Here is a 12,996-nt window from a genome sequence, read left to right as displayed (position 1 = left end):
AGGAGAGCCGTTTGAACGCCACCGAAAAACTGAAGCCCGCTCCCTCAGGAGCCTCGGATCTGGCGCATATCGTACTGACATTTGACAATAACCGGCTGGCGAGTGCGCTGTTCGGCCAGTTTGATGAAAACCTCGCCCGTATTGAGCAAAAACTGGGTGTCGATGTTCGCTCAAAGGGTAACCAACTCGCCATTCGCGGTGAGTCTAGCGCGACGGAACAGGCGCGCAGGGCACTCGATCAGCTCTATGAACATTTGCAGAAAGGCCATGACATCTCTGCATCCGATGTCGACGGCGCCTTACGCATGGCGATCGCCGCCGATGACCAATTGACGCTCCCGACGATGGAAAACAAAAGCAAGATGGCTGCAGCCCAGATATCGACCCGCAAAAAGACGATCTTTGCCCGTACGCCTACGCAGGACGCCTATATGCGCGCGCTTGATCGCTCGGAAATGGTCTTCGGTGTCGGGCCCGCCGGTACTGGCAAGACCTATCTTGCCGTCGCCCACGCAGCGATGCTGCTGGAGCGTGGGCTTGTCGACCGGATCATTCTGTCGCGTCCTGCCGTGGAGGCGGGCGAACGCCTCGGCTTCCTGCCGGGCGACATGAAGGAAAAGGTCGATCCCTATCTACGGCCGCTCTATGATGCGCTCTACGACATGATGCCCGCCGACAAGGTGGAACGGGCGATTGCCGCTGGCGTGATCGAAATCGCGCCGCTCGCATTCATGCGCGGCCGTACGCTCGCCCATTCGGCAATCATTCTCGACGAGGCGCAGAACACGACGGCCATGCAGATGAAGATGTTTCTGACGCGTCTCGGTGAAAACGGCCGGATGATTATCACGGGTGATCCGAGCCAGATCGATTTACCGCCTGGTCAGAAATCCGGGCTCGTCGAGGCACTTAGAATCCTTGATAGCGTCAGCGGGATTGTTACCGTGCGGTTTACGGACGTTGATGTGGTTCGCCATCCGCTTGTTGCCGCGATCGTCCGGGCCTATGACAAGGAAGGCGCCAAGCCCTGACGCTTGGCGATGCTGTCTTGATCGATATCGACATACTAGTTGAAACGGATGGCTGGGCCGATGAATCCGTATTGCACGATCTAGCAGCCAGCGCGATCGCTGCTGCGTGGCAAACGCTCGATGGAGGGGAACAGCCTGCAAGCGAACTCAGTCTCGTCTTCACCGACGATGCGACGATCAAGGAGCTCAATAGCGGCTGGCGCGATAAGGACAAGCCGACCAACGTCCTGTCATTCCCGGCGTTTACTCTGAAACCGGGCCAGAAGCCGGGTCCTATGCTTGGCGACATCGTTATCGCGCGCGAAACGGTGGCGCGCGAAGCGGCGGATGAGGACAAAACTTTCGAGGATCATCTGACCCATCTTATCGTCCATGGATTTTTGCATTTACTGGGATATGATCATTTGACCGACGTCGAAGCGGAGGAAATGGAAGGGCTTGAACGCAAAGTTCTCGAGCGTCTTGCAATCCCGGACCCATATGCGCTATCCGTCATTGACGATCAATCCGATTGAGGGCCATGTCTGACACGTCGCACCAGAATGATTCTGCCGCCGTTCCCTCCAGGGGAACAACGGGGCAGGAGAGTGATGCCGAAGGGCAAAGTACTACCAGAGCGCAGGGTCCAGAAAAGCGCTCGCTCCTTTCCGCAATTTTTCCATTTCTGCGCGCCCGTCCGGGAACATCCCTGCGAGAGGACCTGGACGCCGCTCTAGCCGAAAGCCATCATGGTGATACGGCGTTTTCGCCTGAAGAGCGCGCCATGTTGCATAATATCCTGCGTCTGCGCGAATTACGCGTCGAGGATGTCATGATACCGCGCTCCGATATTGAAGCCGTAGAGATTTCCACAACGCTCGGTGACCTTCTGGAAGTTTTTGAAAAGTCAGGCCATTCGCGTATGCCGGTTTTCGCGGAAACGCTAGATGATCCGCGCGGCATGGTTCACATTCGCGATGTCGTCAATCACATCACCAATATTTCCAGGGTGAAAGCGCCGCGCAAGACCGCTGCGCGTACGCCCAAGATTCCGGTTACCGCAAAGTTCAACCTTTCCAATGTCGATCTCGCCAAGACGATTGCGGAATTGAGCCTGATGCGGCCAATTCTTTTTGTGCCGCCATCAATGCTGGCCAATGACCTCATGGGTCGCATGCAGGCGCAGCGTATCCAGATTGCACTTGTCATTGACGAATATGGCGGGACTGACGGGCTGGTTTCATTGGAAGACATCGTCGAGATGGTCGTCGGCAACATTGAAGACGAGCACGATGATGATGAAGTGATGCTTGTCGAAGAGCCGGAAGGTGTATTCATTGCCGATGCCCGCGCCGATCTTGATGAAGTTTCAGCAAAGATCGGCTCAGGCTTCGTTGTTGGCGAACATGGCGAGGATGTCGATACCGTTGGCGGACTGATCTTCTCAATCCTCGGCCGTATTCCGGTGCGCGGCGAGATGGTGCAGGCCGTACCTGGCTATGAATTCCACGTGTTGGAAGCTGATCCTCGTCGCATTCGCAAGGTACGTATTGTGCCTCTGCGCCACGCAGAACGCCGTCCGCCACGCACTGCCAAGCAAGAAGACCCTGCGGATCAGCCGTCGGATCGCGGCGAATGATCGCTTCTCCCGTGTCGCGTCCGTGAATGTCAACATATCCAGAGCCGCAAAAGGGGCGGACGTAATGCAGCGTCTGGCCGGGAAAATCATTCTCCTGTCAGGCTGGAGGCGGGTTGCGCTGGCATTCCTCATGGGTGCCCTCGCGAGTTTCGCCCTTCCGCCCTACGATTTCTTTGCCGTTTGTTTCGTTTCATTCCCGGTTCTTGTCTGGCTCATCGACGGGGCTGTCGATAATGCCGGCGCCGGTCCGATCCGCCGCTTGCTGCCAGCCGCGATGGTGGGCTGGTGGTTCGGCTTTGGCTATTTCGTATTCGGGCTCTGGTGGATCGGCAATGCTCTGCTTGTCGATGCTGTGAATTTCGCTTGGGCTATCCCTTTTGCCATTCTCGGGCTACCTGCTGTTCTTGCCATTTTCTACGCTTTCGCCACTGCGCTGGCGCGGCTTCTATGGAGCGACGGTCTTGGCCGGGTGCTGGCGCTTGCCTTTGGCTTCGGCATCGCCGAATGGCTACGATCATTCGTTCTCACCGGCTTTCCGTGGAATGCTATAGGTTATGCGGCTATGCCGGTGCCAGTGCTAATGCAATCATCGGTCATTGTCGGGCTGTTGGCGATGAATGTGCTGGCCGTGATCGTTTTTTCCATGCCTGCGCTGCTGGCGGGCCGACGCGGTCTGAAAACCGGTACTGTTCTCGCCCTTGTCCTGATATCCGCTCACGTCGGATTTGGCGTCTATCGTCTCAATAATGCGAAGGTCGAAGCCAAAGGGCTGCAAGTCCGCGTCGTGCAACCATCGATCCCGCAGGATCTCAAATGGGATACCGACGCACGCCGGGGCATAATAGACAAATATCTCGCCATGACCGGCGAAGCACCGAAGGACGGCAAGCCCAAACCGCAGCTAATTGTTTGGCCGGAAACAGCGGTTCCTTATATTCTGACGAAGACGCCGGAAGCGCTGAAGAGTATAGCCGACGTTCTGATGGATGATCAGGTCCTGCTGGCAGGCGCCATTCGAATGGAGGAGCCGGGCGGCAGTGATGCGGCGCTTTACTACAATTCGATCTATGCAATCGACGCCGAGGGAGAAATCACCGGCGCAGTAGACAAGGTCCATCTCGTTCCCTTTGGAGAATACGTACCGCTGGAGAACATCCTACGCAGGTTCGGCATCAGCGAAGTCATCGAGCTGCCCGGCGGTTTCACAGCTGCGACGACCCGTCGTTCGCTTGCCGTCGGGAACAATTTCACCGCTTTGCCCCTCATCTGTTACGAAGCGATTTTTCCAGCCGAAATGTCCTATGAAGGACCGCGCGCCGACGCCATTGTCAACGTCACGAACGATGCCTGGTATGGAGACACGCCGGGTCCTTACCAGCATTTTCGGCAGGCTCAATTGCGCGCTGTGGAGCAGGGACTGCCCCTTGTTAGGGCTGCCAACAATGGACTCTCTGCTGTAATAGATCCCTATGGCCGAATCATCGACGCATTGGCGCTCAACGCTGTTGGCGTGATTGATGTCGCTCTTCCAACGAAAGTGGAACTACCAATTCGTGAAGGTGCGCGTCATTTTCAATTCTGGATTGTAATTGGCATTATTCTGGTTGTAACGCTGGCTTATTTTTTTCGCCATAGGACGAGGGTTAGTTGACATTTCAGACGTGGACCTATCGAATAAAGCCTTATTTGGCCCGTTGATACATTGATGATAAAATTCGTTTTCAGCTTCATTTCATACGAATGAGATTTTTATGACTGATACTAATAAGAAGAGACCAAATCCCGTAGACGTACACGTGGGTGCGCGCATTAGGTTGCGACGCAACATGATTGGATTGAGCCAGGAAAAACTCGGTGAGAGCCTTGGAATAACATTTCAGCAGATCCAGAAATATGAAAAGGGTATGAATCGTGTCGGCGCCAGCCGCTTGCAGGCCATTGGGAATATTCTCAATGTGCCTGTCACGTTTTTCTTCGACGACATGCCCGGTCAATCCGACAAGCCCAAGGGGTTCGAGGAGGAGAGCGAGACCACTTATGTCGTCGGCTTCCTTAATAGTTCCGAGGGTATTCAACTTGCCCGTGCATTTGCGAAGATCGGCGATGCAAAGATAAGGCGGAAAATTCTCGATCTTGTCCGTACACTGGGTCACGAAGAAGAATAATCGGCTGAAAATGCGGGTTCGGAGATGAAAGCGCTTTCTCAAGCTTTAGAAAAAAATTCTCAAACTGCCATTTGTTTGAAAATGAAAGCAATTGACTGATCCCCTCTACCTTGGCAAAGACTACGCTGCCCAACTCAGACTTTGCTGGTTGGGGCATTCGTTCGCTTTCAAGAGGGGTTCCCCGTGACACGCAGTTCTTATCTTTTTACCAGTGAGTCCGTATCGGAAGGTCATCCAGACAAGGTCTGTGACCGAATTTCCGATGAAATCGTAGACATGATCTACAAAGAAGCAAAGAAGACGGGCGTTGATCCGTGGACTGTACGCATTGCTTGCGAAACGCTGGCAACCACCAACCGCGTCGTGATTGCCGGTGAAGTGCGTGTGCCTGACACATTGCTGAAGAAAGACAAGAACGGCGTCGTGCTGAAAGACGCCAAGGGACATCCGGTTATCAATCCTTCGCGCTTTCGCGCCGCTGCCCGCCGCGCCATCCGCGAAATCGGCTACGAGCAGGACGGTTTCAACTGGAAGACCGCAAAGATCGAAGTGCTCCTGCACCCGCAATCCGCTGACATTGCGCAGGGCGTCGATAATGCCGCCGACCGCCAGGGTGAAGAAGGCGCTGGTGATCAAGGGATCATGTTTGGCTATGCCTGCCGCGAGACGCCGGACCTGATGCCCGCCCCAATCTATTATTCCCACAAGATTCTGGAACTTCTGGCCGCCGCCCGTCACAAGGGTGAAGGCGATGCCGGCAGGCTCGGCCCTGATGCAAAGAGCCAGGTTACGGTCCGCTACATCGATGGCGTAGCAGCCGAAACCACGCAGATTGTGCTCTCGACGCAGCATCTTGACGCCAGTTGGGACTCCAAGAAGGTTCGCAAGGTCGTCGAGCCTTATATTCGCGAAGCCTTGGGCGATCTGAAGATCGCAGATGATTGTGTCTGGTACATCAATCCGACCGGCAAGTTCGTTATCGGCGGTCCCGATGGCGATGCCGGACTAACCGGTCGCAAGATCATCGTTGACACTTATGGCGGTGCTGCGCCTCATGGCGGCGGCGCATTCTCCGGCAAGGACACGACCAAGGTCGATCGTTCCGCCGCTTATGCTGCGCGCTATCTGGCGAAGAATGTCGTTGCCGCCGGTTTTGCCGACCGCTGCACGATCCAGCTCGCTTATGCGATCGGTGTCGCCCAGCCACTGTCGGTCTATGTCGATCTGCATGGAACTGGCACAGTCAAGGAAGCCGCGGTTGAAGAAGCGCTGCGCAAGGTCATGGATCTTTCGCCCACCGGCATCCGCAAGCATCTCGATCTCAACAAGCCGATCTATGCCAAGACGTCCGCTTATGGCCATTTCGGCCGCAAGCCTGGCCGTGATGGTTCCTTCTCCTGGGAGAAGACCGATCTGGCCAAGCAGTTGAAGTCCGCTCTGGCCGCCTGAACGGCCATTGCGATCCTATGACTGAGGCACGACGCGAGCGTTCAACAGAGGCGTTCTTCGGCAGAAGAAGCGGTAAAGCGCTGCGCCCTTTGCAGCGTTCCATTCGTGATGAACTGCTGCCGCTGCTCAAACTCGATCTGGCCACGCCGGCACCTGCCGACCTCCGCAGTCTCTTTTCTGCGGAGGTCGAAACGGTGCGGTTGGAAATTGGCTTTGGCGGCGGCGAACATCTGTTGCATGAGGCGGGACGTTGTCCGAAATCCGGCTTCATCGGCGTAGAGCCCTTTGTCAACAGCATGGCGAAACTCGTCGTTGATCTCCACGAAAATCCGCTGCTGAATATTCGGCTCTACGATGATGATGCAACACAGGTCCTCGACTGGTTGCCGGCCAACTCCTTGGACGGCATCGATCTGTTCTATCCCGATCCATGGCCGAAGAGGAAGCACTGGAAACGCCGCTTCGTCAGCCAGAAGAATCTCGACCGTTTTGCCCGTGTACTGAAGTCCGGGAGTCGTTTCCGGTTTGCTTCCGACATCGACACGTATGTGAACTGGACGCTGCAGCATTGCCACGCGCACGGGGAATTTGAGTGGCAAGCGGAGACTTCCGCCGATTGGCACACGCCTTACGAAGCCTGGCCAGGCACCCGTTACGAGCAGAAAGCCCATCGCGAAGGCCGCATTGGCGGCTACCTGACTTTTCTGCGCCTGTAATATCATCCGTGATGCGATCGCGTTAATTCTTCATTTCGCGTGACAGCTTCCTGACAGTTTTCTAGTATCATTTTAAGGATGAGGAGACCGCTGGGAGGCTGTCCGTATATTAATGTCGTCGAACCAGGGATTTTGGCATCTTTGCCACCCGGTTTAATACACATCGGCATCTTCCCGTTTTCTTCAGTATCTATCAAAAACAGACGGCCGATGGCCGTCATGGGAGGGACTTCCAGAATGCGTAAGATGTTGCTTGCTTTTGCGGCCGCCGGGGCGATGGTTTTGTCCGGCCAGGCCTTCGCCGCCGATTACAAAATCATGGCTCCAGCAGCTCCAGGTGGCGGTTGGGATCAGACTGCTCGCACGATCCAGAGTTCACTGCAGGACGAGAAAATTTCCGGCAGCGTTCAGGTTGTGAATGTGCCAGGCGCGGGCGGTACAATTGGGCTCGCTCAATTCGCAAACTCGGCCAAGGGTGACCCCTCGCAGCTGATGGTCGGCGGCTATGTCATGGTGGGCGCCATTCTGACGAACGCATCCCCTGTAACACTGGACCAGGTTACTCCGATCGCTCGCCTGACGGGCGAATTCGAGGCGCTCGTCGTTCCTGCGGCATCGCCGATCAAGACAATGGCCGAACTTGTCGAAAAGCTGAAGGCTGACCCTGGCGCAGTTTCTTGGGCTGGCGGTTCAGCTGGCGGTACTGACCAGATCACTTCAGGTCTGATCGCAAAGGCTGTTGGCGTCGACCCGACAAAGATCAACTACGTTGCCTTCTCCGGTGGCGGTGAAGCTTTGGCTGCTCTTCTTGGCGGACAGGTCACAGTCGGCATTTCCGGTTACGGTGAGTTCGAATCGCAGATCAAGTCCGGCGCTCTGCGCATCATCGGCATTTCCAGCGATGCAAAGGTCGAGGGTATCGATGCGCCGACCTTCAAGGAAGGCGGCGTAGATGTCGCCATCCAGAACTGGCGCATGATTGCAGCGCCTCCCGGCATCACGCCGGAACAGGAAGCTGCAATTAGTGCCGACGTCGAAAAACTGGTGAAGTCGAAGACCTGGCAGGAACAGCTCAAAGCCAAGGGCTGGGCTGATACCTATCTTGCTGGTGCCGAGTTCAAGGCTCAGCTGAAGAAGGATACCGACGCAACAGCAGCCATCCTGAAAGATATTGGCCTCGTAAAATGACACAAGAAGCGCCGAGTTCCGAAACGCGTCGCCCTGATCGGGCGGCGCTGGCCATTGCCGTTGGTATCGCAATTGTTGCTGCGATAATCGCCTACAGCACGGTAACCGCCGTTGGCGGCAGCGCGACGCGCATCGGTCCGTCAGTTTTTCCCTACACGATTGCCGGCGGCCTCTTTATTCTGGCGATCTGGACTGCTTTTGAGGCGATGCGCGGTGACTTTCCGGAACGCGAGGAACAACAGATTCAACCCGTTATCTGGATCATAGGCGGCCTTGCCGCACAGATGCTCCTTTTGCATGTAACGGGTTTTGCCATCGCAACAGGTCTGCTTTTTGCCGCGACCGCGCGTGGGTTCGGCAAGGGTCCGTTGTGGATGACGATCCCCCTCGGCATTGTTCTTTCATTTATAATCTGGGTCATCTTCGCCAAGGGGCTACAATTATCGCTCCCGGCTGGACCGCTTGAACGCCTCATTTAAGGACAGATCCGACTATGGATAGTTTTACCCTATTGGCACATGGTTTTGCCGTCGCATTCCAGCCGTTCAATCTGCTTTACGCCCTTATCGGCGTAACATTGGGCACGGCTGTAGGCGTTCTGCCCGGTATTGGACCGGCTCTCACGGTCGCGTTGTTGCTGCCGGTTACCTATAAGCTCGATCCTGCAGGTTCGCTTATCATGTTTGCCGGTATCTATTATGGCGGCATGTATGGCGGCTCGACTACGTCAATTCTTCTGAATACGCCGGGTGAAAGTGCATCAATCGTCACTGCGCTCGAGGGTAACAAGATGGCGCGCGCCGGGCGAGGTGGTCCCGCTCTGGCGACGGCCGCGATCGGTTCCTTCGTGGCCGGGTTGATCGCGACCATGGCGCTGGCGCTAATTGCTCCTACCATCGTCAAATTCGCGCTTTCCTTTGGCGAAGCAGAATACTTTGCCCTAATGATGCTGGCTTTCATGACTGTTTCGGCGGCTTTCGGCGATTCCACCTTGCGTGGTCTCACCGCGCTGTTCATCGGCCTCGCGCTCGGCCTGATCGGAGCGGACGGGCTGTCGGGACAGGTGCGCCTAGGGTTCGGCATTCCGGATCTCACCGATGGCGTTGAGATTACGACACTTGCCGTTGCGCTGTTTGCGATCGGTGAAACGTTGAGTGTCGCTGCATCGAAAAGCACCGGCGAAGGAAAAATCGAGCCGGTCAAAGGGTCCGTCTGGATGAACAGGGAAGACTGGTCGCGTTCATGGAAGCCATGGCTTCGGGGCACATTTATCGGTTTCCCGATCGGCGCGATGCCGGCCGGCGGTGCAGAGATTGGAACATTCCTGTCTTATTCTGTGGAAAAGCAGCTTTCGAAAAAACCGGAAGAATTTGGCCATGGCGCCATTGAAGGCGTAGCCGGTCCCGAGGCAGCCAACAACGCATCGGCTGCGGGCACGCTTGTTCCCCTGCTAACGCTTGGTCTTCCGACGAGCGCGACGGCCGCGATCATGCTGGCAGGCTTTCAGCAATTCGGTCTGCAACCGGGGCCGCTGTTGTTTGCCACCAATCCGCAACTCGTCTGGGGCTTGATTGCCAGCTTGCTCGTTGCCAATTTCATGCTGCTGGTTCTGAATTTGCCGCTCGTCGGGCTGTGGGTCCGACTGTTGTCGATACCGAGACATTGGCTCTATGCCGGCATCCTCGTGTTTGCGACGCTAGGAACGATTGGCGCCAACCCCTCGACGTTTGAGCTGGGTATGTTGCTGTTGTTTGGCCTGCTCGGTTATTTCCTGCGCCTTTTTGGCTATCCGATTGCGCCCGTTGTCGTGGGTTTAATTCTCGGACCTATGGCGGAGATACATTTCCGGAGGGCACTGCAAATCAGCCAAGGCGATCTCACTGTCTTTGTCGGCTCGCCCATATCAGTGATACTATTGTTGCTTGCCGTGTGCGCCGTCGTCGTTCCACTTATTCTGCGGGCCCGCGGCAAGGGCAAAGTTCTGGCCGCCCTAGCGGCGAACGAGGACTGACGAAGCGTAACGCCTATCTACCGGAGATTAGCTCCGGTAGATAGCTTTGAACTGTACCGGGTCAATGCCGAGTGCACGGAGGTCCGAGGCTACTGGCTGATGGCCAAGACGGGTGGCTTCAGCAACGGCCACAGCACTTCCAAACGCGCGGAAAAAACTACCGATCTTTGAAAGCTTTTGGGTTTTTGACATTTTTTCATCCTTTGGCAAATATTGCACTGCAACATAAATAGGATGAAGACACTGATAAGTTTAGGTTCAATACTGCAGGGCAGCCATGCGAATATGCATGCCGAAATTCACCGATCGTAAACAAGTCGGCAGAAATTCACCTCTGCGCTTGAAACCCGGATGCCAATTCGGTATATAGAAGTCATATTCTTGGTCGATAGAACAGGAGTGGGTCCAGACCGGTCCCGCTCTTTTTCGTTTCTTAAGGCCGAAACAGGGAAAATCTTTGCGTGACAGACGGCGCTAATACGGAACACGAAACGGCCCCGATCGAGGGTGCGGACGAACGGATTATTACGGAAACGGGTGTCGATGCCCGCGTAGCTGGTATTATCGAGCCGGTGTTGGAGTCGATTGGCTTCCGTCTGGTGCGCGTTCGGCTTTCTGGCCTCAATGGTTTGACATTGCAGATCATGACGGAGCGCCACGATGGCACGATGACTGTCGAGGATTGCGAACTCGTCAGCCGGACATTGTCGCCGGTGCTCGATGTCGAGGATCCGATCGACCGGCACTACCACTTGGAAGTGTCGTCCCCGGGTATCGATCGTCCTTTGGTCCGCAAATCGGATTTCGTCACCTGGATCGGCCATATCGCCAAGATCGATACATCTGCCGTTCTCGAAGGGCGCAAGAAGTTTCGTGGCCGCATAGCCGAGGTTTCAGCCGAGGGCGTTACGGTCGAGAGCGATCAGGCGAGCTATGGCGACAAACCCGTCGTAGAGGTCCCGTTCGAGATGATTTCGGAAGCGCGGCTTATCCTGACGGACGACCTCATTCGCGATGCGTTGCGTCGTGACAAGGATTTGCGCGAAGGCCGGATTCGGGAGGACAGCGCTGGCGCGGCAGGCGAGGCGGAAGAAGCTTCAACCGCCGGGCAGGAACAGACAAAACAGAATTGATATTTCATACGCCCGCAGGAGAAGCGTGGCGGTGAACCCCCAAGGGGAACCTTCAAGGAGAAGAACATGGCAGTCAGTGCAAACAGGCTAGAACTTCTGCAGATCGCCGATGCGGTGGCACGCGAGAAGTCGATTGACCGCGAGATCGTGATTGCGGCGATGGCCGATGCCATTCAGAAAGCCGCGCGCTCGCGTTATGGCCAGGAAACGAATATTCGGGCCGATATCAACGCCAAGACCGGTGAGATCAAGCTTCAGCGTCTGCTTGAGGTGGTCGACAATGTCGAAGATCCGGTCACCCAGATCAGCATGGAAGCAGCGCGGGACCGCAATCCAGATGCGCAGCCGGGCGATTTTCTTGCCGACCAGCTGCCTCCGATGGATTTTGGCCGTATCGCCGCACAATCCGCCAAGCAGGTCATCGTCCAGAAAGTGCGCGAAGCAGAGCGCGATCGTCAGTATGACGAGTACAAGGACCGTGTTGGCGAAATCATCAATGGCAGCGTCAAGCGTGTTGAATATGGCAATGTGATCGTCGATCTCGGCCGTGGTGAAGCAATCGTACGCCGTGACGAGCTGATCCCGCGCGAAACCTTCCGCTACGGCGATCGCGTTCGCGCCTATGTTTATGACGTGCGCCGCGAACAGCGTGGCCCGCAGATTTTCCTGAGCCGTACGCATCCGCAGTTCATGGCAAAACTCTTCACCATGGAAGTGCCGGAAATCTATGACGGCATCATCGAGATCAAGTCGGTAGCCCGCGATCCGGGCTCCCGCGCCAAGATCGCCGTCATTTCCCGCGATTCCTCGATCGATCCGGTCGGTGCCTGCGTCGGTATGCGCGGTTCGCGCGTTCAGGCTGTTGTCGGCGAGCTTCAGGGCGAAAAGATTGACATCATTCCTTGGTCGCCGGAGCCCGCATCCTTCATCGTCAACGCGCTTCAGCCTGCTGAAGTTTCCAAAGTTGTTCTCGATGAAGACGCCGAACGTATTGAAGTTGTGGTCCCGGATGACCAACTATCACTTGCGATCGGTCGTCGCGGCCAGAATGTTCGTCTCGCTTCGCAACTGACCGGTTGGGATATCGATATCCTCACCGAGCAGGAAGAATCGGAGCGCCGCCAGAAGGAATTCGTCGAACGCTCGAACCTCTTCATGGAAGCTCTCGATGTCGACGAGATGGTCGGTCAGGTTCTTGCCTCCGAAGGTTTTGCCAGCGTCGAAGAAATCGCTTATGTGGATGCCGATGACATTTCCTCTATCGATGGTTTCGATGAGGACACGGCGACTGAAATCCAGCAGCGCGCCCAGGAATATCTTGGCCGTATCGAAGAAGAACGCGACGCCCGCCGCAAGGAATTGGGTGTCACCGATGAACTTCGCGATCTGCCAGGCATGACGAATGCCATTCTCGTGGCTGTCGGCGAAGATGGCGTCAAGACGATCGAAGACTTTGCCGGATATGCGGTTGATGAATTAACCGGCTGGCGTGAACGCAAGGATGGTGAGACAATCAACTATCCCGGCATTCTGTCGTCGTTCGAAGTCAGCCGTGCCGATGCGGAACAGATGGTTCTTGCAGCGCGCCTGAAAGCTGGCTGGATCACGGAAGACGATCTTACTGCTGCCGAAGCTGAACCAGAGGCAGAAGAAGAGGTCGCTGGCTAATTTCGAGCGATCCAGAC

Annotated in this window: 13 protein-coding genes; 12 read left to right on the top strand and 1 reads right to left on the bottom strand. The window is 55.9% G+C overall.

Annotated elements, in window-relative coordinates; all coding sequences use genetic code 11:
- The first annotated feature begins 11 nt into the window (after positions 1-11).
- From ACSQ3H_RS00495 to ACSQ3H_RS00450, 10 genes are all read left to right on the top strand, one after another.
- On the top strand, positions 12-1,031 hold the full coding sequence (locus ACSQ3H_RS00495; RefSeq protein ID WP_436115221.1) for a PhoH family protein: 1,020 nt from the start codon (positions 12-14) through the stop codon (positions 1,029-1,031).
- Between the two features lie 17 nt (positions 1,032-1,048).
- Positions 1,049-1,546, top strand: a complete 498-nt coding sequence (ybeY, locus tag ACSQ3H_RS00490) for an rRNA maturation RNase YbeY (RefSeq protein WP_436115220.1) — start codon at positions 1,049-1,051, stop codon at positions 1,544-1,546.
- Between the two features lie 5 nt (positions 1,547-1,551).
- Complete coding sequence (locus ACSQ3H_RS00485; RefSeq protein ID WP_436115219.1) at positions 1,552-2,649, top strand: hemolysin family protein; 1,098 nt, start codon at positions 1,552-1,554, stop codon at positions 2,647-2,649.
- Positions 2,650-2,713: 64 nt separating this feature from the next.
- Positions 2,714-4,300 carry an apolipoprotein N-acyltransferase gene (gene lnt / locus ACSQ3H_RS00480; protein WP_436115218.1) on the top strand — a complete coding sequence of 529 codons (1,587 nt, stop codon included), beginning with the start codon at positions 2,714-2,716 and terminating at the stop codon, positions 4,298-4,300.
- 100 nt (positions 4,301-4,400) lie between these two features.
- Complete coding sequence (locus ACSQ3H_RS00475) at positions 4,401-4,814, top strand: helix-turn-helix domain-containing protein (protein ID WP_112526604.1); 414 nt, start codon at positions 4,401-4,403, stop codon at positions 4,812-4,814.
- A 183-nt stretch (positions 4,815-4,997) separates the two neighbouring features.
- Entirely contained in the window at positions 4,998-6,263 is a 1,266-nt protein-coding gene (gene metK / locus ACSQ3H_RS00470) for a methionine adenosyltransferase (RefSeq protein ID WP_436115217.1), read from the top strand.
- A gap of 17 nt (positions 6,264-6,280) precedes the next feature.
- Positions 6,281-6,979 carry a tRNA (guanine(46)-N(7))-methyltransferase TrmB gene (gene trmB / locus ACSQ3H_RS00465; protein ID WP_436115216.1) on the top strand — a complete coding sequence of 233 codons (699 nt, stop codon included), beginning with the start codon at positions 6,281-6,283 and terminating at the stop codon, positions 6,977-6,979.
- A 237-nt stretch (positions 6,980-7,216) separates the two neighbouring features.
- Positions 7,217-8,167 carry a Bug family tripartite tricarboxylate transporter substrate binding protein gene (locus tag ACSQ3H_RS00460; RefSeq protein WP_436115215.1) on the top strand — a complete coding sequence of 317 codons (951 nt, stop codon included), beginning with the start codon at positions 7,217-7,219 and terminating at the stop codon, positions 8,165-8,167.
- A complete protein-coding gene (locus tag ACSQ3H_RS00455; RefSeq protein WP_436115214.1) occupies positions 8,164-8,646 on the top strand; it encodes a tripartite tricarboxylate transporter TctB family protein in 483 nt (160 codons plus the stop codon). The genes ACSQ3H_RS00460 and ACSQ3H_RS00455 overlap by 4 nt, the downstream gene beginning before the upstream one ends.
- A 14-nt stretch (positions 8,647-8,660) precedes the next feature.
- Positions 8,661-10,178, top strand: coding sequence for a tripartite tricarboxylate transporter permease (locus ACSQ3H_RS00450; RefSeq protein ID WP_436115213.1), 1,518 nt, complete (start codon positions 8,661-8,663; stop codon positions 10,176-10,178).
- A gap of 27 nt (positions 10,179-10,205) precedes the next feature.
- Here the strand turns inward: ACSQ3H_RS00450 and ACSQ3H_RS00445 are convergent, their stop codons facing one another.
- Positions 10,206-10,370 (bottom strand): hypothetical protein, encoded by a 165-nt coding sequence (locus ACSQ3H_RS00445; protein WP_436115212.1) that lies wholly within the window; start codon positions 10,368-10,370, stop codon positions 10,206-10,208.
- A 269-nt stretch (positions 10,371-10,639) separates the two neighbouring features.
- Here ACSQ3H_RS00445 and rimP point away from each other — a divergent pair, with 269 nt between their 5' ends.
- Together rimP and nusA are read left to right on the top strand one after the other, a co-directional pair.
- Positions 10,640-11,311 (top strand): ribosome maturation factor RimP, encoded by a 672-nt coding sequence (rimP, locus tag ACSQ3H_RS00440; RefSeq protein ID WP_436115211.1) that lies wholly within the window; start codon positions 10,640-10,642, stop codon positions 11,309-11,311.
- A gap of 66 nt (positions 11,312-11,377) precedes the next feature.
- Positions 11,378-12,979, top strand: a complete 1,602-nt coding sequence (gene nusA, locus ACSQ3H_RS00435) for a transcription termination factor NusA (protein WP_436115210.1) — start codon at positions 11,378-11,380, stop codon at positions 12,977-12,979.
- Positions 12,980-12,996 lie beyond the last annotated feature (17 nt).

Origin of the sequence: Phyllobacterium sp. LjRoot231, from assembly GCF_964253365.1 — a bacterium.
Classification (GTDB): Bacteria; Pseudomonadota; Alphaproteobacteria; order Rhizobiales; family Rhizobiaceae; genus Phyllobacterium.
This window is presented reverse-complemented; position numbering and strand designations above follow the sequence as displayed.

Excerpts from the sequence above, each read along its gene's own strand:
- ACSQ3H_RS00485 (WP_436115219.1), top strand. The coding sequence starts at position 1,552 with ATGTCTGACACGTCGCACCAGAATGATTCTGCCGCCGTTCCCTCCAGG.
- lnt (WP_436115218.1), top strand. The coding sequence starts at position 2,714 with ATGCAGCGTCTGGCCGGGAAAATCATTCTCCTGTCAGGCTGGAGGCGG.
- ACSQ3H_RS00475 (WP_112526604.1), top strand. The coding sequence starts at position 4,401 with ATGACTGATACTAATAAGAAGAGACCAAATCCCGTAGACGTACACGTG.
- trmB (WP_436115216.1), top strand. The coding sequence starts at position 6,281 with ATGACTGAGGCACGACGCGAGCGTTCAACAGAGGCGTTCTTCGGCAGA.
- ACSQ3H_RS00460 (WP_436115215.1), top strand. The coding sequence starts at position 7,217 with ATGCGTAAGATGTTGCTTGCTTTTGCGGCCGCCGGGGCGATGGTTTTG.
- ACSQ3H_RS00455 (WP_436115214.1), top strand. The coding sequence starts at position 8,164 with ATGACACAAGAAGCGCCGAGTTCCGAAACGCGTCGCCCTGATCGGGCG.
- ACSQ3H_RS00450 (WP_436115213.1), top strand. The coding sequence starts at position 8,661 with ATGGATAGTTTTACCCTATTGGCACATGGTTTTGCCGTCGCATTCCAG.
- ACSQ3H_RS00445 (WP_436115212.1), bottom strand. The coding sequence starts at position 10,370 with ATGTCAAAAACCCAAAAGCTTTCAAAGATCGGTAGTTTTTTCCGCGCG.
- nusA (WP_436115210.1), top strand. The coding sequence starts at position 11,378 with ATGGCAGTCAGTGCAAACAGGCTAGAACTTCTGCAGATCGCCGATGCG.